At 29.0% G+C, this 22,550-nt stretch carries 23 protein-coding genes and 2 pseudogenes; 20 read left to right on the top strand and 5 right to left on the bottom strand.

Features of this window, described 5'->3' with window-relative positions; translation table 11 throughout:
- Positions 1-8: 8 nt before the first annotated feature.
- The 9 genes and pseudogenes from NST35_RS07290 to NST35_RS07250 form a co-directional block, all read left to right on the top strand.
- On the top strand, positions 9-1,025 hold the full coding sequence (locus NST35_RS07290) for an SGNH/GDSL hydrolase family protein (RefSeq protein ID WP_002458423.1): 1,017 nt from the start codon (positions 9-11) through the stop codon (positions 1,023-1,025).
- A 17-nt stretch (positions 1,026-1,042) separates the two neighbouring features.
- Positions 1,043-2,320 (top strand): BppU family phage baseplate upper protein, encoded by a 1,278-nt coding sequence (locus NST35_RS07285; RefSeq protein ID WP_002484785.1) that lies wholly within the window; start codon positions 1,043-1,045, stop codon positions 2,318-2,320.
- A 23-nt stretch (positions 2,321-2,343) separates the two neighbouring features.
- Positions 2,344-2,739: a phage holin family protein gene (locus NST35_RS07280; RefSeq protein WP_002484783.1), complete on the top strand. Its 396-nt coding sequence runs from the start codon at positions 2,344-2,346 to the stop codon at positions 2,737-2,739.
- A gap of 39 nt (positions 2,740-2,778) precedes the next feature.
- The gene (locus NST35_RS07275; protein WP_002458419.1) at positions 2,779-3,696 is read left to right on the top strand and encodes a peptidoglycan recognition protein family protein; all 918 of its coding nucleotides are present in this window, start codon (positions 2,779-2,781) and stop codon (positions 3,694-3,696) included.
- A gap of 178 nt (positions 3,697-3,874) precedes the next feature.
- On the top strand, positions 3,875-4,648 hold the full coding sequence (locus NST35_RS07270; RefSeq protein ID WP_002458418.1) for a HipA family kinase: 774 nt from the start codon (positions 3,875-3,877) through the stop codon (positions 4,646-4,648).
- A 6-nt stretch (positions 4,649-4,654) separates the two neighbouring features.
- Positions 4,655-5,386 carry a hypothetical protein gene (locus NST35_RS07265; RefSeq protein WP_002484791.1) on the top strand — a complete coding sequence of 244 codons (732 nt, stop codon included), beginning with the start codon at positions 4,655-4,657 and terminating at the stop codon, positions 5,384-5,386.
- Between the two features lie 389 nt (positions 5,387-5,775).
- On the top strand, positions 5,776-5,988 hold the full coding sequence (locus NST35_RS07260; RefSeq protein WP_002457563.1) for a helix-turn-helix domain-containing protein: 213 nt from the start codon (positions 5,776-5,778) through the stop codon (positions 5,986-5,988).
- A 674-nt stretch (positions 5,989-6,662) separates the two neighbouring features.
- Positions 6,663-7,040 carry a hypothetical protein gene (locus tag NST35_RS07255; protein WP_232156610.1) on the top strand — a complete coding sequence of 126 codons (378 nt, stop codon included), beginning with the start codon at positions 6,663-6,665 and terminating at the stop codon, positions 7,038-7,040.
- A 58-nt stretch (positions 7,041-7,098) separates the two neighbouring features.
- Positions 7,099-7,624: pseudogene (locus tag NST35_RS07250) on the top strand (transposase); the annotation flags it as partial.
- A 46-nt stretch (positions 7,625-7,670) separates the two neighbouring features.
- Here the strand turns inward: NST35_RS07250 and NST35_RS07245 are convergent.
- Together NST35_RS07245 and NST35_RS07240 are read right to left on the bottom strand one after the other, a co-directional pair.
- Complete coding sequence (locus tag NST35_RS07245; protein WP_340747287.1) at positions 7,671-8,354, bottom strand: Ltp family lipoprotein; 684 nt, start codon at positions 8,352-8,354, stop codon at positions 7,671-7,673.
- A gap of 69 nt (positions 8,355-8,423) precedes the next feature.
- Complete coding sequence (locus NST35_RS07240) at positions 8,424-9,449, bottom strand: threonine aldolase family protein (protein WP_002456217.1); 1,026 nt, start codon at positions 9,447-9,449, stop codon at positions 8,424-8,426.
- 313 nt (positions 9,450-9,762) lie between these two features.
- Here NST35_RS07240 and NST35_RS07235 point away from each other — a divergent pair, with 313 nt between their 5' ends.
- The 6 genes from NST35_RS07235 to NST35_RS07210 all read left to right on the top strand — a co-directional run bounded on the left by NST35_RS07235 (position 9,763) and on the right by NST35_RS07210 (position 14,964).
- Positions 9,763-9,960, top strand: coding sequence for a hypothetical protein (locus NST35_RS07235; protein WP_001829481.1), 198 nt, complete (start codon positions 9,763-9,765; stop codon positions 9,958-9,960).
- A gap of 57 nt (positions 9,961-10,017) precedes the next feature.
- On the top strand, positions 10,018-11,490 hold the full coding sequence (gene cls, locus NST35_RS07230; protein WP_340747286.1) for a cardiolipin synthase: 1,473 nt from the start codon (positions 10,018-10,020) through the stop codon (positions 11,488-11,490).
- Between the two features lie 177 nt (positions 11,491-11,667).
- Positions 11,668-12,543, top strand: a complete 876-nt coding sequence (locus NST35_RS07225; protein ID WP_002476682.1) for an ABC transporter ATP-binding protein — start codon at positions 11,668-11,670, stop codon at positions 12,541-12,543.
- Complete coding sequence (locus NST35_RS07220) at positions 12,540-13,271, top strand: ABC transporter permease (RefSeq protein WP_002476683.1); 732 nt, start codon at positions 12,540-12,542, stop codon at positions 13,269-13,271. Before NST35_RS07225 ends, NST35_RS07220 begins: the two co-directional genes overlap by 4 nt.
- Complete coding sequence (locus NST35_RS07215; protein ID WP_002476684.1) at positions 13,271-14,365, top strand: sensor histidine kinase; 1,095 nt, start codon at positions 13,271-13,273, stop codon at positions 14,363-14,365. Before NST35_RS07220 ends, NST35_RS07215 begins: the two co-directional genes overlap by 1 nt.
- Positions 14,362-14,964, top strand: a complete 603-nt coding sequence (locus NST35_RS07210; RefSeq protein ID WP_002476685.1) for a response regulator transcription factor — start codon at positions 14,362-14,364, stop codon at positions 14,962-14,964. Before NST35_RS07215 ends, NST35_RS07210 begins: the two co-directional genes overlap by 4 nt.
- A gap of 168 nt (positions 14,965-15,132) precedes the next feature.
- Here the strand turns inward: NST35_RS07210 and NST35_RS07205 are convergent, their stop codons facing one another.
- Positions 15,133-15,321, bottom strand: a complete 189-nt coding sequence (locus tag NST35_RS07205; RefSeq protein ID WP_001829458.1) for a membrane protein — start codon at positions 15,319-15,321, stop codon at positions 15,133-15,135.
- 164 nt (positions 15,322-15,485) lie between these two features.
- Here NST35_RS07205 and nucI point away from each other — a divergent pair, with 164 nt between their 5' ends.
- Positions 15,486-16,022 (top strand): thermonuclease NucI, encoded by a 537-nt coding sequence (gene nucI / locus NST35_RS07200; protein ID WP_002476686.1) that lies wholly within the window; start codon positions 15,486-15,488, stop codon positions 16,020-16,022.
- Positions 16,023-16,512: 490 nt separating this feature from the next.
- A pseudogene (locus tag NST35_RS12520) lies at positions 16,513-16,731 on the top strand (IS5/IS1182 family transposase); the annotation flags it as partial.
- A 27-nt stretch (positions 16,732-16,758) separates the two neighbouring features.
- Here the strand turns inward: NST35_RS12520 and NST35_RS07195 are convergent.
- Entirely contained in the window at positions 16,759-17,631 is an 873-nt protein-coding gene (locus NST35_RS07195) for a hypothetical protein (protein ID WP_002486157.1), read from the bottom strand.
- Between the two features lie 326 nt (positions 17,632-17,957).
- Between NST35_RS07195 and NST35_RS07190 the strand changes: the two genes are divergently transcribed.
- Entirely contained in the window at positions 17,958-18,557 is a 600-nt protein-coding gene (locus tag NST35_RS07190; RefSeq protein WP_002476688.1) for a hypothetical protein, read from the top strand.
- 77 nt (positions 18,558-18,634) lie between these two features.
- On the opposite strand, the gene NST35_RS07185 is transcribed toward NST35_RS07190, so the two are convergent.
- The gene (locus NST35_RS07185) at positions 18,635-20,011 is read right to left on the bottom strand and encodes an aspartate kinase (protein WP_002476689.1); all 1,377 of its coding nucleotides are present in this window, start codon (positions 20,009-20,011) and stop codon (positions 18,635-18,637) included.
- A gap of 188 nt (positions 20,012-20,199) precedes the next feature.
- Here NST35_RS07185 and NST35_RS07180 point away from each other — a divergent pair, with 188 nt between their 5' ends.
- A complete protein-coding gene (locus tag NST35_RS07180; RefSeq protein WP_002476690.1) occupies positions 20,200-21,480 on the top strand; it encodes a homoserine dehydrogenase in 1,281 nt (426 codons plus the stop codon).
- Between the two features lie 5 nt (positions 21,481-21,485).
- Complete coding sequence (gene thrC, locus NST35_RS07175) at positions 21,486-22,550, top strand: threonine synthase (protein ID WP_002456539.1); 1,065 nt, start codon at positions 21,486-21,488, stop codon at positions 22,548-22,550.

Raw genomic sequence — 22,550 nt, 5'->3', positions numbered from 1 at the left:
ATTGATTTATGAATTTAAATAAAAGTCTTATTGATTCAGACGGTGTCACATTTAGACGTCAAATGATAGAAAATTTAAAGATAATTGAAGATACGTTTAATAAAGTATTTGGATATAAAGATTTAAGTACTCAAGAAAGAAAGGAATTAAGTGAGTTTAAAAATGCTTTAGAAAAAGAAATAAGAGCAATTGTTATGCCAGAGATGTCACCTTTAGAAGTTACTGAAGAAGTATCTAAAAGTAAAATTGATTTAACTGGTGTAAAACATGAGACACTGTCGCAGCGTATTGATGCGGATATAAATAATATTATTAAAAAAGATAAATATAGTAATTTAGTAGTAACTCAAAACGGTACATTAGTATATGATTATTCAAAACTTTCACAAACAATTAAACAAGTTAGAAATATTTATTGTATTGGTGATTCTGTAGCACGTGGTTTACATGCCAAAAAGAATTATGGCCAATATTTATCTGAGAAATTAAATATACCAGTGAATAATTTTGCTGTTAGTGGTGCAACTTTTTCTACAGCTAGTAATAACAATATATATAAACAAGCTAATCAAATACAAAATGCTGATTTAGTCATAATACAAGGCACAGATGATGATTGGCTCTATGGTAACGGTGTGAAAATTGGAAAAGATAAAACCGATATATCTACTTTTTATGGAGCTTTTTATCAAATTATAAAGCTTATCAGATTACAAAATAAAGGCGTAAAAATTATATGTATGACTGCCACACGTCAGTTACCTGTTAATGGCAATCAAATTAGAAGAAAAGACACTGATAAAAATTCATTAGGCTTAACTTTGGAGGATTATGTAAATGCTCAAATACTAGCTTGCACAGAATTAAAAATACCAGTTTTTGATGCATATCATTCAAATATTATTGACTCATACAATCCTGCTTTTAGAAATAAATGCATGGTTGATGGCTTACATCCGAATGAATTAGTACACGAAGTTATTACCTATGAGTTATTAAAAAACTATTATTACTTTTATGGTTAAGAGGGGAGAAATAATAAATGGCTAATCAAGAACTATCATTTGATATTACAAAATTAGGTAATCAACAAGAAAAGCAACAATATATTGTTAGTAGGGTTGGAGACGGAGGGCTTAAAGCTATTACAATTTCAGTTACATCTAATGGAACACCATATAATATTACGGACTTAACACCAATTTTTGAAGGAGTAAAACCAGATGGTGAACGTATTATTGATACGACTGGTGGTATTGTATTAAATGCAAAGGGAGGTATTTTTAGGTATATATTACCGCAACAAGCTAGTACTGCAGAAGGTGATTATCAACAAGCTTTCTTTAAATTAAAGAGAGGGGAGCAAACTGATTCTACAATTGAAGTCCAAATGCGAGTATTAAAAAATAAAGTAGAATTTGGCATTAATTCAGAAAGCTATTTTACTGAATATCAAAAAGAGTTAGAGAGATTAAGAAAAACAGTTGAAGCTGGTATAAAAGAAATAAATAATTCTGCTGATGGTACAAAGAATAAAGTTCAAAATTTAGTTGATACAGCAAATATGCTGGATTTACAAATTAAATCGCTTAAATCATCTATTGGAAGCAATCAATTAGTAACTAAAAGTGAATTGAATAATCAAATTAATCAACTTACTGAGCAAGTTTCAGATTTTTCATCATCACTAATAACAACCAAACAGAATTTAACTCAAAATATTAGAGATTTAGTTAGTAAGAAATTAGATGCTGGAGTTAGAGAAGGAGTTCTAGATAACCCAGCAAATATTACTAGTACAGGTTATTATTATTTCGATTCTACCACTCAAGGAATGCCAGTTAGAAATGGCAACAATACAACAGGAATTATACAAGCTATTATGCAGGATGATGGGAACGGTATTTTGACTATATTAGGTTCAGGGTTATCAATTGAAAAATATAGAGGGCAATTATATGATCGATGGAAATCATCTCTACCAATTCTTTTATGGAAAGGTAGAGGTCAAAGAGGAAATACTCTTGAATTAAAAGATAAAATACAGAATTACGGCCAGTTAATTATTAAATTAGTCTTTTTCACTAATCGTCTTGCTACTCAATTTATTACAGTACCAGATATAGGGCAAACAGTTTATTTGAATAACATTGGTATGAGAGCGTTAAATGATGAATTTAAAAACGGATACTTAGACGAGATTTCACTATCTGTGAAAGACGAGAGACATATTCAAATATTAAAAACTTTAACCTCTACTGATAATGCAATTGCTACTAATTCAGATGCAATTATAACTGCAATTTATGGTATATATTAACAATCGAAAGAGAGTGAATAAAATTGGGAACAGTACAAAATTATAATACAGAAGTAGACGATTTTATGAGTCTAATATATTCAGGTAATTCAGTTTTTATTGATTTACTTTTAATTATGATTTTAATTGATATAGTTACGGGAATATTAAAGGCATTTTCAGAAGGAAAGTTATGGAGTCACAAAGCAATAACTGGATATATAAAAAAAATAGCTTATCTATGCGTTGTGCTAGTAGCTAATACATTGGATATAGTATTTCAATTAGACGGAATTTTAGTTAATGGTTCAGTTATCTTTTTAATTTTATCAGAAGCAACTAGTATTATTGAGAATGCTGCAATCTTGGGTGTGCCGATACCGGATCAAATAACAAAAAGGTTAAATATTTTTAGTAAAGATAACAATGCGACTAAATAAGTCGTTTTTATAGATTAATTTTATTGGAGTTGATTAATTATGTCAAAAGAATATTTGGGTGAATGGAATGGCGTACCAGTGTATACCGACTTTTTACCATATGGAACGAGACGTACAGGGCAATCTTTAGACACTGGTAGCCCAATTTTTGCGGTATATCATGACACAGGTAATCCTGGAAGTACAGCACAACAAAACGTTGACTATTATAAAAATACTTATGATATAGATTGGGCTACTACCGCTTCGGCTCATTTCTTTGTAGATGATAAAGAATGTATTATTTGTGTGCCATTAGACGAAAAAGCATGGCACGTTATTTATGATACGCCAACAGACAATTATTATTTTGGTGATGATGCCAATGACGCTGCTTTTGGTGGCGAGCTATGTTATTTTGAAGATGATAGAGAACGATCATTAAAAGCACTTGATAACTTTGCTAGAGTGTATGCAGTACTGTGTCCTTCATGGAATATCGATCACTATAATAAAGCACCAGGTCATCAAGATATTCAAGATGATAAACGTGATCCAGGTAATGCACTGGAAGCATGTGGTTATGGACGTGATGAAATTGATGTGATTGATAATCTAGTGCAACGTTATATTGATAGCGAAGATGTTGATACAGAAACAATTGTGAATCAACCTGAAGAACAAGACGAAATTATTGAAAAGAAACCAGTTGGATGTACACGTGTAAAAGTATGGTCAGAAGATGCTTATTATAAAGGTAAGATTAAATACGATGCTTCATTACGTGAACGTGCCGGAAGTAGCTTTGATAACTTTAGTTTTGCAAAAGAAATTGATGTACTTGAAGCGGGTACAGAAGTTTATATTTTTGAAGAAATTCAAGATCCACAAGGAAATATTTGGTGTCGAACATATTCGCCTAGTAATAATGGGTGGGTGCACAAGCATACTATTGAAGTAGAAGAAAAATATAAATAATTAAAAGGGTAGCCATTTTTTGGTTACCCTTTTTTGTGTTTAAATGTAATTATATGATTAGTGTTTTATATCTATCTGAAACAAATTTAAAGATAGTGATTTAAATAGTGGTTCACAGCATATTAAAGTTAGAGTATAATGTAATTAATTTTGAGTATAATAGAGGCAGGGGTACAAGTTGGAAATTATTTCAGAAATCACTGAGGATGTGGGGAATGGAGTAACCGATCCTATTCGAGGATATATAGATGATAAAAAAGTTGTTGCAAAGTACATACACAATAACGAAGGATTTATTGCGTTATTTAATGAATTATTAGGCTATAATTTAGCTGAATTTTTTGGTATAAGACATCCCCATTTTGGATATGCATTGTTTAGCAAAGAAGATACGGCAGTGAAAAATGGGAAAGATTACGTACATAGTAGTTTGTTCACTTACACAACTTGGTTAGAAAAATCATTAACAATTACTTCGCCCAGCATGACATCTTTTGTTCAAAAGAGTGAAATTGTCAATTTGCTTCTATTTGATATCTTTATTTACAATAAAGATAGAAATTTAGGTAATTTATTAATAGAAATCCCTAAAAAATTATATCCTATTGATTATACTCATATTTTACCAGGTGGATGTATTTGGCCAGATGTACTTAAAAATGATGATTATAGTATAGAGGATATAATTAAGGATATGTTTAGTTCTGGATATTATCAATATTTACTTGAAAATAGAAAAATTGAAACATCAATAATTGAAGATTGTGGTAGAACTTTTGTTGATAAAGTTAATGATGTTGATATTGAAAGTATTATTTCTAAAATTCCTATTTATTTAAAAAATAATCTTTCTGAGGAAAATATACAACAACTATACAAGTACTTTATATACATTACCGAGAATTTTGATGAAGCTATTAAATTTATAATAGAAAAAATAGGAAAGGAGTGATTGACTATGTTTAAAGTGAATTATTCAGTGTTAAGTTACTATCCAGATATATATTTAAGAAGTAATCTAGCTATAGGTGTTGCTTTTGAGGTAGTAGGAGAAAGCTATCATAAAAATGAAGTTAAATTTATAACTCAAAGAAAAAAAATTGTTTCTTTTGATGATGAACTTGAAGATTTAGAATTTATTAATATGTTTTTAGATGGATTAAAATTTGAATTCGAACATACTAATCAATCGCTTCAGAATTATATAAAAAGATTTGTTAATAATTTTTATTTTGAAGATATTGAATATAGAACATTTAGTTCCATTAATGAAGTTAATGATTTTATTAATAAAACTTATAAATACATTTTACATCTTGGGTTGAATAAAAAGGAAAGATTAAATGTAAATGAAAAAAGAAAGTATGTAATGACTTATTTAGAAGGACGATATAAAGATATAACTTCTAAGCATGTCGTAAGTGGCAAGAATTCATTAGATAAATTTACTCCAGATTTTGTTGCTAAGGATATTGAAAATAAAGAGTTCCTTTTTAAATTTTTAAATAAAAATAATACAACTATTCATAATGCGAGATCTTATATTCTATATTCAATTATGAACGAAAAAAATCTGATTTTAATTCTTGAGGATGATATGGTAGAAGAAGAAAAACTTTTGAAAGAATTCATCAATAAATTTGAAGCTAAAGTTCAATTAAAAAATGAGCATGATTTAATTAAGAATTAATACACCATACCTAGGAGGTATGGTTTTTTTATAAAAAAATTAAGAAAAACAGTTGAATTATATCACATATGTGATATAATATATGTATCAAGAAAGAAAGGAGAAGGAAATGAAAAGAATTGAAAAAGAAAAAGAACGAATTGAAAAAATAAAGTATCGATTAGCTATAACAGGCTTAATAATTCAAATACTTAATTTTATCAAATCGTTCATTTAATGGTAAAGGGTTAAAAGCCCTTTACCTCATTATATATGGAGGTGAGGTCTATGACAAGAGAATTGAGAAAGAAGTTAACATTTTATATAAATATATTATCTTTAATTTTGTTTATCATTAATATAATAAGAAGAAAATAATAAAATATTTCTTTTCATTTCCTATTTAATTTATGAATCAGTTTAATCATATATATACAGTTATAGAAAAATTGCTAAACAATAATGAAATATCGAATTATAAAATTAAAAAAGATACTGGCATTTCCTATGGGGGCATAAGTGAGTTAAGAAATGGTAAAAGAAAAGTCAAAAATTTAACTCTAGAAACTGCGGAAAAACTTTACAATTATCAAGTAGAATTAGAACAAAGTGATGAAAAATAAAACAAGGCTCTATCTTTTGCTACATAAGGGATAGAGCCTTGTTAGTTGCCCAGTGTATATAATTTATTATATTGGGCAACTAAATGGGCAACTACAATTAATTCACAATACATTAATAAAGTGTAAAAACGTTGATATAAAGCTATTTAACAATTTAATAAACCTTATTATACCCAATTTGCTTAAATAGAACTCAAGTATCCGAATGGGAAAGAGAACAGTATATTAAGCAATACTAAGCGCTAAACAATTTCAGGGGAAACCTAATAGGGGTAAGGAGTTAAGGCATTTTGCCTTAGCTTCTTTTTTATTTAGTTTAGGTGGACAATACTATTAAATTACATTATAGAATTTTTACTTGTCTACTATTCAAAAATATTTTAACCATATAAAATATGAGGTAATTAAATGGAATTATATACACATATAGAATGCTTATTATTAGATATACTTGATAAAACACCATCTATTTATTATTCTTTCTTTACAATTGCGTTAGGGATTATAATTTATTCTATTAAAGAATGTATTAGATATTTTAATGAAAAAAGATTCATAAAGCTAAATACAATTTAGAATATATAAGACCTATATTACAAGAAGCACATATTAAAGTTAATAAATTAAATCAAGCTTTTATAGATACTTACAACGACATAGATTCATATAGTGATTTGAATTTGGAACTTTTAAGTAAACTACCAGAAAATGAAAGAAGAAAGTATGAAAAAGAAGAAATTTATAGAATATATTATAATATTGAAACAAACATAAATAGATTAAAAAAAGCTTGTCGAGAGTTTATTGCATTTATGAATGTAAACAAAATCTATTTTTCAAATGAGATTTTTTATAAAGTTATAGAGATAGACATTACTGTAAACACCAATCATATTAGTTTATTAAAAAACATACAAAAAGAAGTTGTAGAAAAGAAAAATCCTAATACATTGAAAGTTGGTATTTCTGAAGATTACAAAAGAAATCAAAGAGATTATAGATTTTTACAAGATGCATTAGAACAGGAAATTGAGAAGCAATTAAAAGTATGAAACTAAAATATGTAATATTCTTTAAACTTAAGAAGAAACATAAAATGAAAAATCTAACAATTACATCTTTAATACTCAAAATTGGAAATATGACGAAATTAATGATGAATTCATTTGTCCGAACAATAAAAGACTAGGATTTAAAAGATATGCCTATCGCTATGATAAATATGTTTTTAAACGAGACTTTAAATTATATGAATGTGATGATTGTTCAGAGGGTCCTCTGAAACACCATTGTTTGAACTTCAATTCAAAAGCAAATAAAAAATAATGAAGAATTATAATTTGTAATATTTTAAAGCCCAAATTAATAAAAAGCTTTCAAAACCAAAAACAAAAACTATCTACATTCAAAGGAAAATTGATGTGGAGCCTGTTTTTGGATTTATTAAGGCTATTTTGGGTTTCCCTCGAATGTCCGTTCGAGGGATAAATAAAGTCAAAAGGGAACTAGGATTTGTGCTAATGGCACTTAATATAAAAAAAGTAACAGCTCAATGAGCTGAAAATAATCAAAAAATTATAAAAAAGACAATTTCTATATTATTTTAACAGAAATTGTCTTTTGTTACTTATACTAAAACTTTATGTCCCGGACTCTGTAATGTTAAAACTCTTTCTTAATGATTACCTATCTAAATGATTCATTGCATATTGTGCTTCTTCAGGAGTAAATCCTTCTCCTTTTTCTGAAACGAGTTGATCATATAACGCTTGATTAGAAATGTTTATATTTTTTACGTAACTTTTTGCTAATCTCAATGCATTCTTTTTATAATCTACACTGATATGGTCAACAGCATACTGTGCTACGTCTGACGGATATTTCTCTCCGTATTCCGAAGTTAATTGTTTGTATAAACTTTTCTTAGAGATAGGTAATGAATTTGCATATGATTTTGCTTGTGCTATAGCTGCATTTTGTTCGCTAGTTGTAGAAGTTTCTTCATCATTTGCGTTATTGTTTTGATCTTTTGTATTTTGCTTTAAGTTTACAGAGTTTTGTTTATCTGTCTGCGTTGATTTTTCAATATTTTTATTTTTAGTTGTTTTTACATTATTTATATTAGACTTTTCTTTCATAGTTGATGCATGTTCTATTTGATTTGTTTTATTCTCATTTAATAGACTAACTTGAAATAAAAGTATTAAAACTAAACTAATAATATAGACTGATGAAACAATTAATTTTAACCAATTCTTCCAATGCGCATACCTCCACATTAGAAAGAGACCTAATGGAAAAATAAATAGCAATGTGAGAATAATAAACCAAGATTTTTGGTACCACGATTGTCGTTCTTGTTGCATAGCATAGTCCTCCTGACTACATTCTTAGCTGCCTGTAGTGATACAGTTTTTATAACTTCATTTTGTATTTTATATTAGTTCAAGTAGTTGATTAACATTTTCTTCAGTAGTGGCCCAACTTGTTGCGAAGCGAACTACACGATGTTGATTATCGTATTTCTCCCAAACTGCGAATTTTACCTTTTGTTTTAGTTCTTCAATTTTATCGTTGCTTAAAATAAAAAATTGTTGATTGGTTGGTGAATCAAAATAGACTTGATATCCTTTATCTATAAATCCTTTTTTTACCTTTTCAGCCATTTTAATAGCATGTCGACTTATATCAAAATATAAATCATCAGTGAATAATTCTAAAAATTGAACACCAGTTAGACGGCCTTTTGCTAATAAAGCACCATGATGTTTTATAATTGTAGTGAAGTTTTTAGGTTCATTTTGTTTAGTGAAGACGATTGCTTCACCACAAAGTGCTCCAATCTTAGTACCTCCTATGTAAAACACATCACAGTATTTTGCAACATCTTCGATAGTTACATTAGTTTGATTACTCATAAGACCATAGCCTAAACGTGCACCATCCATAAATAGTGGAATCTGATGTCTACGGCAAACTCTAGATAAAGATTGTAATTCCTCTTTCGTGTATAAAGTTCCGTATTCGGTTGGATGTGAAATATAAACCATCCCTGGATACACCATGTGCTCTTTTTTAAAATCACTTTCAAAAGTTTCTATATAATTCTCAACGTCTTGAGCAGTAATTTTACCTTCTTGGGAGGGGATGGTTAGAACTTTATGTCCACTGAATTCTATCGCACCACCTTCATGGACTGCCACATGTCCTGTATCAGCGGATATAACACCTTCATAACTATCAAGCATTGAGTTAATAACTACTTGATTGGTTTGCGTACCACCTACTAAAAACCGAATGGTAGCATCTGGACAGTCAATACGTTGTCTAATTTTATCTGCAGCTTGTGCCGAAAAGTCATCAAAGCCATATCCAGCAGCTTGTATTCGATTTGTCTCTACTAATCGATTTAAAACTTTTTCATGTGCACCTTCTAAGTAATCATTTTCAAATGAAATCACAAGCGTTCCCTCCAATGTTAAATCGATATTTATTAATTTATTCGATGAAAAGTGTTGATTAGTTCTCAATTAGACAAGATTTCGATCAATTAAAAGAGAATCAGTAAAGACATTGATGTTAATCTAGACTAATAAAAATTCTGAATATTCAATCGAATGTAATTTATTATACATCAATACCATTTAAATTAAAATATATTCTGTTCAAGATAATGAACGTTTGATTTATAAAAGATATTTTCTCTAAAGTAATTGAAATTTTGTATGAAAAGTTCTATGATTTAATCAATATAATGAAAGGGGTATGGGATTTATGCAACAAATAAAATTTAAAACTTTAACTGAGGAAACACTGGAGAGCTTAGAGAAAAGTGTTAATTCGTTTTTAAAGTCTCAAGAGGGTAATGGTTACAAATTATTAAACATTACTATTAAACAAATCGAAGAACGTGCATTTCCGCATAATGACGAGGACTTTAATGCTATTTTAACATTGGTAACTGAAGCATAGTTCAGTAAATCGGCGGCTAAATTTTCTTGGTGAAAGACTGAATAGGAGTATTTAGTAATGAATTTTGGACTTTTGGGTACCATTTTAACTATATTGTTAGTAGTTGGGTTTATAACTAACGTAGTATTGGCATTTGTTATCATCTTCCTTGAACGTGATCGACGTACTGCCAGTTCAACTTGGGCGTGGTTATTCGTATTATTCGTTCTTCCTGTCATTGGATTTATTTTGTATCTATTTTTAGGACGAACGGTTTCCAAGAAAAAGATGGAAAAAAATAACGGTGATGAATTACATGCATTTGAAGATTTAGTTCAAGATCAAATCGACAGTTTTGATAAACATAATTATGGTTATATCAATGATCAAGTCATTAAACACCGTGATTTAATACGTATGTTGTTAATGAAACAAGATGCCTTTTTAACAGAAAATAATAAAATCGATTTATTTACAGATGGTCATAAGCTTTATGAAAAAGTACTTGAGGATATTTACAATGCTCAAGACTATATACATTTAGAGTACTATACCTTTGAACTTGATGGATTAGGTAAAAGAATCTTAGATGCACTTGAAACTAAACTTAAAGAAGGTTTAGAAGTTAAACTTTTGTATGACGATGTTGGTTCTAAGAAGGTTAGATTATCAAAATTTAAACATTTCAGAGCATTAGGTGGAGAAGTTGAAGCATTTTTTCCTTCGAAAGTACCTTTAATCAATTTCAGAATGAATAATCGAAATCATAGAAAGATTATCATTATAGATGGACAAATTGGTTACATTGGCGGTTTTAATGTCGGCGATGATTATTTAGGATTAGGTAAGTTAGGTTACTGGAGAGATACACATACACGTGTTCAAGGTGAAGTTATCGATGCACTACAATTAAGATTTATTTTAGACTGGAATTCACAGTCGCATCGTCCACAATTTAAATTTGATCAAAAATACTTCCCTAAAAAAATTGGGGACAAAGGGAACGCGGCTATTCAAATCGCTTCTAGTGGACCTGCATTTGATTTACATCAAATAGAATATGGTTATACAAAAATGATAATGAGCGCTAAAAAGTCTATCTATCTACAAAGCCCTTATTTTATTCCAGACCAATCATACATTAATGCATTAAAAATGGCTGCTAATAGTGGCGTTGAAGTAAACCTTATGATACCGTGTAAACCTGATCATCCATTCGTTTATTGGGCTACATTTTCAAATGCAGCTGATTTATTAGATAGCGGAGTTAATATTTACACTTATCAAAATGGATTTATTCATTCTAAAATATTAATGATTGATGATGAAATTTCTTCAATTGGTAGTGCAAACATGGACTTTAGAAGCTTTGAGCTGAATTTCGAAGTGAACGCATTTATATATGATGAAGATATTGCTAAACAGTTACGTCAAGCATTTGAAAAAGATATTGAGCAATCTAAATTACTTACAAAAAAAGTATACGACAAGCGTCCATTATCAATTAAATTTAAAGAAGGACTAGCAAAATTAATATCTCCAATTTTATAAAATTTCAAAATACCCTCGTTTAAATGAACGAGGGTATTTTTTTAACAGTAAATATATTATGTAAACTTATATGTATGATATGACAAATGTCATAGTTAATTAATGACATTCGGTACTTATATCACTAACTTAAACTTGCTAAATTATAATTAACATAAATCAAGAGGTGTGACGATAATGATTGAACTTCGACATATATCTAAATCTTTCAAGGAACATAAAGTTTTAGAAGATATAAGTATTGATATAAAAAATAATCGTTGTACGGCATTAATCGGTAAAAATGGAGCAGGTAAGTCAACGTTAATTGATATTATTATTGGAAATAATCACTATGATAGTGGTCAAATCGCTGATAAATCAAATTTGTTAAATAAACATAAAATGGGTATTCTTTTTCAAAAAACGGAGTTTCCTAAATACATAAAGGTTTGCGAATTATTACATTTATATCAATCCTTTTATCAAACGTTTATTTCTTTTCATCAATTTAAAGAAATTACACAATTTAGTGACCGACAAATGAATCAATTTGCATGTAATTTATCAGGTGGACAGCAGAGAATTTTAGATTTTGCTTTAGCATTGGTAGGTAAACCTGAACTGTTAATTTTAGATGAGCCTACGTCAGCTATGGATGTAGAAATGCGTCAACATTTTTGGAATGTTATAGAAAAATTAAAAATGAATAACACTACGATACTATATACTTCTCATTACATTGAAGAAGTTGAAAGAATGGCTGATCAAGTAATGATGTTAGATAAAGGTAAAATTCAATTAGATGATTCACCTGAAAATATAAAAAGGAATCAAAGTTATTCTTTAATTCGAATTCCTTGCAAATATCAAGAACTTATCAATCAACTGAAACATAAATACGAAATTAAATTAATAAAAAATAGATATGAAATAAAAACAACTGATGTGAGTGATGTTTTACAATTATTGAAACAATATCATGTCAATTTCAATAAGATTGAAATTCTTAAAAAATCTTTATTAGAAGTCATGTTTTCTAATGATTTGTCTAAAGGAGGGAATTACCAGTGATATCAACTTATTTTAAAATAGAATTAAAGATTATATTTAGAAAGAAATTGTATTTAGTTATGTCCATATTCCTACCTGTCGTGTTTTATTTATTATTTACTTCTATATTAGACATGCCAGAAGAAGCAAAACTTAAGTTTTATAAAGAGTATATGTACAGTATGACAGTATTTAGTTTAATGAACTTTTGTCTATTGTCATTTCCATTAGATTTGATTGAAGAGCGAAATCAAGGTTGGTATAAGCGGTTAATGGTGACCCCATTATCATCATTTCAATATTATTTAGTTAAAATTAGTAAGACAATGTGTCAGTTTTTAATAGCAATTATAATTATTTTTTCAGTAGCTCATTTTTACAAAGATGTTCACATGACTGTTTTTCAATGGATATTCTCTGCATTAACTTTATGGATTGGGGTTAGTTTATTTTTGACTTTAGGATTGATTATCGCTCAACTCAACGATATTCAAAAAGCAAGTAGTTTTGCCAATTTACTTAATATTACACTAGCTATATTAGGAGGTCTATGGTTTCCAGTATACACGTTTCCTGATTGGCTTCAGTCGATTTCTAAACACATGCCAACATATAATTTAAAGCTACTTGCTATAGATTTAGCGCAAAATAAAGGGGTGGATATAGAAGCGTTTGGCTATCTCGTGGTCTATTGTATAATCTTTTTGAGTATTGCTTTATTCATGAATAAGAAAGGAGATGTACCCTAATGGAATCAAGAAGTTGGGGAGTGAGAATAGGGGAATTAAGTACTTTAATATATTTAATATTTCCTATTTTAGCTATATTTGTTGACAAACGTGGTAATTTCTTAACTTATTTAATTGTTTGTACTATTTTTATAATCAGCTATGTGACGATGATTTTATTTTATAAATACCTTAGTAATAGTATTTTATATTCATTACTGGTTATTCATTATTTAGGAATCTTTTATTTTGTCTATAGTGTCAATCCTATGAATAGTTTGTTTTTCTTCTATAGTGCTTTCGCTTTACCTTTTATATTTAATGTTCGTGTTGTTTCAAAAGAATTTATAACCTTTTTAATAGCTATGGTAAGTTGCTTAATACTAACTTATATATTTAATCCAACATTTGTGGTTCTATTAAGTGCATTTTATTTGGTTATATTAATTGTTGCTATAGGTAATTTTAAAAATAGAGACGAACGAATTATGAAAGCTAAACTTGAAGAAAAGAATAAGTATATTAATGTATTAATAGCTCAACAAGAGCGTAATAGAATAAGTCAAGATCTTCATGATACATTAGGACATGTATTTGCTAGTCTTACATTGAAGTCTGAATTAGCTGTTAAACTCATAGATACTAATCCAGAAGAAGCAAAAAATGAAATGCAGGCAATAAATCAACTTTCAACAGAAGCCTTAAATAAAGTTAGACTCATTATTGATGATTTGAAGATACAATCTTTTGAAGATGAAATTTCATCATTGGAAAAGTTATTGCAAAATGCTAATCTACATTTTAAGTTTAACAATAAAAGTGCGGCTAAATCATTAAATCCAGCAAAACAATCAATATTATCTATGATTTTTAGAGAAGCAATTAATAATGTTATTAAACACGCACATGCGACTGAAGTAACAGGTGAATTGGAGGTACATGAGCATCAAATCATTTTAAAAATTAAAGATAATGGTGTGGGGATGGAAAATGAAGATGCTTCAAATTTGAAAAGTATTAAAGAACGTGTAGATTATTTAAATGGTAAATTAATTGTACAATCAAATAATGGAACACTTATTATTGTTGAAATACCTAGAGGTGATTTATTATGATATCGCTTGTCATAACTGAGGATCAATTGATGTTAAGAAAAGCTATGGTACAACTGATAGAAATGCATGAAGAAATGAATGTATTAAAAGATTTTGAAAATGGTCTAGAGACACTCGAATTTATTGAAAATAATGAACCCAATGTAGCCATTTTAGATATTGAAATTCCGGGTATAACAGGCTTGGAAATCTTATCTTATGTAAGAAAAAAACAACTCAATACAAGAATAATCATAGTGACTACATTTAAACGTCCAGGTTATTTTGAAAAAGCTGTAGCAAATGATGTTGATGCTTATGTACTAAAAGAGCGTTCAATTGATGATTTAATTAAAACTATTTATAAAGTGACAAAGGGTGAGAAGGAATATAGCCCTTCACTCATGACATCATTGTTTACCGAATCGAATCCATTAACTCATAAAGAACAAGTTGTTTTAAGAGAAATAGGCAATGGGTTAAGTAGCAAAGAGATTGCTAGCAAATTGTATTTATCGAACGGGACTGTGCGTAACTATACGAGTACTATTATAGACAAAATGAATTCAGATCATCGTTTTGAGGCATGGAAAAAAGCAAATGAAAAGGGGTGGATTTAATTAATAAGAGTCCACCATACATAATTGAGGCAGACTCTATAAAATTAAATTAATCTAACAGTTATCAATACGATAAAGTTTTGATAAGTAAAACTTTGTATTGAGACAAAGATACTGAGTGAATGAAGTTTAATTTCAAACCATATATACTAAAGATATTACCAAATTTTAATTCTTTTTTTTACGACGAAATGATTGAATTAGGTAAACGATAAAACCAACGAACATACCTAAAAATACTGACCCCACTAAACTCACGATTAAGGGTAGTTTAAAGACAATTTGTAGTACGACACCAACAATTATTGCTACTATAACGGCAATGATTGTTATTTTATTTTCATTAGATGTATCCATTTCTTTCACTCCTAACATCATGTATTATATCATGCTCTTATAATTTGGAAAGCGAGATTGTAATTATATAAATTTGATTACTTATAATAGTATGAAATCATTTGACGTTGGATCAAATTTTCTTTAGTATAAATCGGGATATTAAGTGAAATAAGGTGACATTATTGAAATCTAAGAAAATGTCATCGCTTTTAGTAGTAGCGATGATAGGAATAATTGTAATTATTTTCCAGTTTGTAAACCATTCTGGACCGTTTAGTGGTTCAGAATCTCAACATCAATCAGATAATTCCAATTTAAATGGTAAAGACAAAGTATATGTGAAACGAGTTGTAGATGGTGATACATTTGTTGCTCAAAAAAATGGAGAGGAAATTAAAGTTAGATTAATTGGTGTAGATACACCAGAAACTGTTAAGCCTAATACGCCAGTTCAACCATATGGTAAACAAGCATCTAATTATACGAAGAAGTATCTCACGCATCAAAATGTTTATTTAGAATATGATAAAGAAAAAACTGATAGGTATGGTCGTACTTTGGCGTACGTATGGTTAAAAAATGGAGATATGCTTAACGAATCGCTGGTGAAAAAAGGTTTAGCCAGAGAAAAGTATTTTTCTCCAAATGGAAAATATAGAAATACCTTCGTAAATGCTCAAGAGGAAGCAAAAAAGAGAAAATTAAATATTTGGAGCTAGAAGTGATAATTTAGAGTTTGATATTGAGTGAAAATAGAAAAAATCGTTTGTTATATCGATAAGTAGAAACTCAGTTGGACCATTTTGTTTTGCATCGTTTTCTTATTCTAGCAAATGAGATTAGAATAAAAAAAGATTGATATTTAGTAGATTTCAACTACGTTTTTGACTAGTGTTTCAATAAAGTAGAAATTAGGATATCTACTTCTTAGTCTAGTGAAAAACATTATGTTTCAAATAGATTTCTAATGGAAACTTATGTATTTTATAATTTTGTTTATCGATTCATGAAATAATTGCTATAAGTATTGTCATATAAATATGTACTATGACTACCGAATCGTATAAAAACATTAAAATTAAAAAGAAATATATGACAACATTGTTGATAATAGATAATTTAAAAAGTTGAAATATAAAATTACAACTTAAGATGTTTTAAAAACCAAATTGGGATAAGATTTCTTATTAGAAGAAACGTTTGCAGTTAAAGAAATTTGATGTGGAACTTGTTGATGGATTTACGAAAGTTATTTTGAGTTTCATCCGAATGTCGATTCGAAACATAATTAAAGTCAAAAGAGAAATTGCATTTGTATTAATGCTAATGAATATAAAAAAAGTAGTTGCTCAACAATTTGAATAATTATAATAAAAAGACAATTTCTATATTTTATTAATAGAAATTGTCTTTTTATTAGTCAAATAACTTCATGCTCCAAACTCTTTTTGAATTTTAATTATTCATATGTTGTTTAAAGCTTTCAGAAATTTCTTCGATTTGTTTATCAGTAAGGGGGTGCTTAGATAAATCGATAGCATCCTCAATTACTTTTTCAAGTGATATTGGTGTAGATACGGTGTCGACGTATTTATCACTCTCATCGGATCCTTCAATAATATTAACGCTACCATCACTAAAGTATATGACACCAATACTTTGAATTTTAAAATTATAATCATTTTCAATTTTATCTTTTAATGCTTTTGCATTGTTTGCGGCTTTATCGTATGGATCGTGGTCATAAAATTCATATATTACACGATTATCCTGTAAAATCTCAATAAAAGTATAGACACCAGAACGTGTTGTTTTAAACTGACTATGATATCGATTGCTAATATAATGACCGACAACTTTTTCGGTATTATATTGTGGTTGTCCTTCTTCAAGATGTTGATCTGGCACATCAAAATGATAAAACGTTTTTTGGTTCCAATTTTTAACATCCACATTTATCAAACCAACATCAGTAATGATAATAAAATCGAATGAACGTGCGTATTCGAAAAGGGGATGTTTAACAGCCAAATTACTCGTAGGAACAATTGTATATGATCGTAAACGACCCTCTTCTTTAAATCGATTTAATATTTTTCTTAATTCACGCTTGGCGTTTTTAAAAGCGTGTTGTCCGACGTCATTGTTTGTACTTAACATTTGGTTTTTCAATGATAAATTTTCTTCACTTAAAATTGAATTTTTAGAGATTAATTGATTTCTAGCATATTCTTCTGTTTCAACCCTATCTTTCATAAAATTTTGATTAAGAACCATAGTTATAATCAAAATAATAATTATTATAGATAAGATAATCGTTAAAGACATTACTACTCACCCAAATCTTTTAATATTAAATTCTATTTGCAAGATAAATTATAAACTTCTTAAATTTTGAGTTCAATGAAAATGAGAGGGGAAATGTGTTTTATCAAATAGTAATGACGAAATATTTACATATCAATTAAACTTTCGTGAATTTTTATGAGAGCCCTATCATATGCGTAGCGAATAGTGATATAGTAACTTTTTATGAAAATAATTTTATTGAAAATAAAATAAATTTTACTAAATGTTCACATTTATTTGTTTGATAAGTGAAAAAAGAGAATGTATAATTTAATTGTGAGAGCGCTTGCTCTAGGGGTGGTAACATGTACGTTAAAGAAGAAAAATCAGTGAATAAAATAGTCGAAATTTTAAGGAAAACATCATCTCATTTATTCAAATTTCACGGCGAGGTAGCGATGCATCTATTTCTGAATGATGATTTTATATTACCATCGAAAGTAGATATTTGTGTTGAGCGCAAAAAGTTATTGGAAATTATCAGAATGATTCCTGAAGAATTTACGATTCACTATTATGATGATCAGTTATATGAAAGATTGAGAGAATCTTTATCTTTATCAGATGTTGAACATGTTAAAGTCTTTAAAAACGATACAGAAGTCATGACAATATTTGTTTATGATGTTGTAAATGATGAATGGCTATTTAGGTTAGATCATCATATACGTTTACCAAAAAATAATATATATTTTCATTCTTTAAGTTGGAACGTAGATTATATCAAGCCAGAAATAGTTCTTATGTATGATTTAATGAGTGAACAAAAATATCATCAGTTTAGTAATTATAAAGCTGTTATTGATTCTCTTAGTTATTATCAATTCTATATTTTAAAATTAGTAGTAGGTGAACAGCGTATTAAAAAAGCTATAGTAAATAGTTCCGCTAAAAAGATATCTTAAAAAGATTTCTACATCATTGATACAGAGTTAATAAATTTACTTTATGTATTGAAAGTGATGTAGAAATCTTTTTTATTTTATTTACACAAATTTTTTAAACAAACGCCGTTGTAACAAAATTCGTACGTAGATAATACTGCTTTTTCAGCATCTGCTTCATGAATTCCAAACATCATTGAAATTTCAGAAGCCCCTTGGTTAATCATTATTAAATTAATGTTTGATTCTGAAAGGGCGTGAGTAATTTTACTAGCTGTACCAACAACTTGATTCATACCTTCACCAACAATCATTAATACTGCCAAATCATGGTCGATACTTAACTCATCAACTTCACAACGTTTGCGTATGGCATTAAGAACTTGACTTTCTTTACCTTGAATTTGATTTGTACGCATGATAATACTTATGTTATCAATACCAGAAGGCATATGGTCAAATGATATATTATAATCTTCTAAAACGCCAAGAATCTTTCGTGTAAATCCAACTAATCTATTCATTAAATATTTTTTAATATTAATCACAGTAAAGCCTTTATCACAACTAATTCCACTAATGACATTTTTAGAATCGATTTCACGGTCATGTAAAATGTAGGTTCCTTTATCATTTGGACGATTAGTATTTTTGATAACTACCGGAATTCGATCTTTGTATAAAGGTTGTAGTGCTTCATCGTGAAAAACTCCAAATCCTGCATAAGATAGCTCTCGCATTTCCCTGTAAGTTATTTCCTCAATGAGTTCAGGATTATTTATGATATTTGGATTAGCTTTATATATTCCTGATACATCAGTGAAGTTCTCATAAAGTGAGGCTCGGACGCCACGTGCTATGATAGCACCAGTTATGTCAGAACCACCGCGTGGAAACGTAACGATATAATTTTGTTTTGAAACTCCGAAAAAACCAGGAATAATTAGTTTTTCATCATAATCACGCAATTTGTATATATCATTATATGCGGAATCTAAAATTTGAGCCTGCTGTGGTAAATCAGTTACGGTTAATCCAGCTTCTTTAGGAGAAATATAACGAGTAGGAATACCTTGACTATTATTATACTGGGCTATTAATTGAGCATTAAAATTTTCGCCACAAGATAATAAAGCATCATATAAACGGTTAGGTTTGTCAGAAAGATTTTTAATGTATTCCTCTAAAGTGTCATTAATTGTTATTAAAATGTCATTTCCTATACCTAATTCTTCTACTATATCAGCATATCTTTGAATAATTTCTTGTTTTTTACTTTCATAATTTAATTTATTAAGTACTTTTTCATAGAGACGAATTAATAAATCAGTAGTTTTAATGTCGTCATTATGCCTTTTGCCTGGAGCTGAAACGATAATGATTTTACGTTCAGGGTCTTCATTCACTATAGTTAATACCTTTTTAATTTGTTCTGCAGTTGATACAGAACTTCCACCAAACTTAGCAACTTTCATAATTTTCCTACCTTTCTAAAAAATCAGAAAATTTTATTTAGTTTTCTGATTAAGCATGGTAATATAGATTTATATTTTCAATATTAAGAACTTTACAAAAATTTAGAATGATTTTATACTAAACCATTATATAGTATTTTTCAACAGTACAATTGTTTTTCTCAAAAGCACAAACGGAGGTAATTTACATGAAAGAGTTAAATATCGCATTACTTGGTTTGGGAACTGTCGGATCAGGTGTTGTAAAGATTATTGAAGAGAATAGACAACAGATTAAAGACACCATCAATAAGGATATTGTCATTAAACATATTCTAGTCCGAGATAAATCTAAGAAACGTCCGTTAAATATTAGTCAATATCATCTTACAGAAGATATTAATGACATCTTAAATGACAATTCTATTGATATAGTCGTTGAAGTTATGGGTGGTATTGAACCTACTGTTGATTGGTTAAGAACAGCCCTTAAAAATAAAAAACATGTGATTACAGCAAATAAGGACTTACTAGCTGTCCATTTAAAATTGTTAGAGGACTTAGCTGAAGAAAATGGCGTCGCTCTTAAATTTGAAGCAAGTGTGGCAGGTGGTATCCCCATTGTCAATGCCATTAATAATGGACTGAATGCAAATAATATTTCTAAATTTATGGGAATATTTAATGGAACTTCTAACTTTATTCTCTCAAAAATGACTCATGAACAAACAACTTTTAAAGATGCGTTAGAAGAAGCACAAAGATTAGGATTTGCTGAAGCTGATCCAACAGATGATGTAGAAGGTGTAGATGCTGCAAGAAAGGTAGTTATTACATCTTATTTATCTTTTAACCAAGTCATTAAACTGAATGATGTTAAATTGGTAGGAATTAGTGACATTACATTAGCAGACATTAATGCAGCAAGCGCATTAAATTATAAAATTAAATTAATAGGTAAAGGTACATATGAAAATGGATATGTGAATGCTTCAGTAGAACCGACACTGATACATAAGAATCACCAACTTGCAGCTGTAGAGAACGAATACAATGCAATATATGTTATAGGTGATGCTGTTGGCGATACAATGTTTTATGGTAAAGGTGCAGGTAGTTTAGCAACAGGAAGTGCAGTTGTAAGTGATTTATTAAATGTGGCACTTTTCTTTGAATCAAACTTACACACTTTACCACCTCATTTTGAATTAAAGACAGAGGAAACTAAAGAAATGATGGATGGTGCAGAACCAGTGGTTATTCAAGAGAAATCTAATTACTATATAGTAATTAGTAACAATAATAAATCTTTGGAGAAAGTTGAATATGACATTAAAAAGAAATTACCATTCCATAAATCGTTGCAACTTGTTGAGAGGGATCAAGATACTTATGCAATTATCGTTACTGGAATAGAAACATCTCCAGAAAAAGTTCTAAATCAATCAGGATTTAATATCAAGAAAGTTTATCCTGTAGAGGGAGTTTAATAATTATGAAAAGATGGCAAGGATTAGTTAAAGAATTTAAAGAATATTTACCAGTCAATCAATCTACACCAGCACTAACACTCAATGAAGGACATACACCACTTATTTATTGTGAAAATCTTTCTCAAAAATTAGATATTGAATTATATGTTAAATATGAAGGAGCAAATCCGACTGGCTCATTTAAAGATCGTGGTATGGTTATGGCTGTAACAAAGGCAAAAGAACAAGGGAAAAAAGTTGTTATTTGTGCTTCAACTGGTAATACTTCAGCATCAGCAGCTGCTTATGCTGCAAGAGCTGGTTTAAAAGCAATTGTCGTAATTCCTGAAGGTAAAATAGCATTAGGTAAATTATCACAAGCAGTTATGTATGGTGCAGAAATTGTTTCTATAGAAGGAAACTTCGATGAAGCACTAGAAATTGTAAAAGAGATTGCTGAAGAAAATGATGAAATTGAATTAGTTAATTCTGTTAATCCATTTAGGATTGAAGGACAAAAGACGGGTGCCTTTGAAATTGTTGAACAGTTAGATGGTCAAGCCCCTGACATTTTAGCAATACCAGTGGGAAATGCAGGTAATATAACTGCTTATTGGCAAGGATTTGTTGAATATCATAATAAAAAGAATACACAATTACCACAAATGTTTGGCTTCCAAGCAGAAGGAGCATCTCCAATTGTTCAAAATAAAATAATCAAAAATCCAGAAACAATAGCTACAGCTATCCGAATAGGGAATCCTGCTAGTTGGCAAAAAGCTGTTAATGCACTAGATGAATCAAATGGTTTAATTGATAGTGTGATAGATGAAGAAATTTTAGAAGCTTATCAGTTAATGACAACAAATGAAGGTGTTTTTAGTGAACCAGCGAGTAATGCTTCAATTGCAGGTCTAATCAAACTTCATCGCTCTGGTAAGTTACCTAAAGGTAAAAAGATAGTTGCAATATTAACTGGGAATGGACTTAAAGATCCTGACACAGCTATTTCTCTCTTAGATAATCCTATTCAACCTTTACCTAATAATAAAGAAAGTATAATTAGATACATCAAAGGGGCAATCTAG

It is taken from the genome of Staphylococcus sp. FSL W8-0304 (assembly GCF_038006565.1).
GTDB lineage: Bacteria > Bacillota > Bacilli > Staphylococcales > Staphylococcaceae > Staphylococcus > Staphylococcus epidermidis.
Note: the sequence above shows the minus strand (reverse complement) of the source record. Positions and strands in the feature narration are given on the sequence as shown.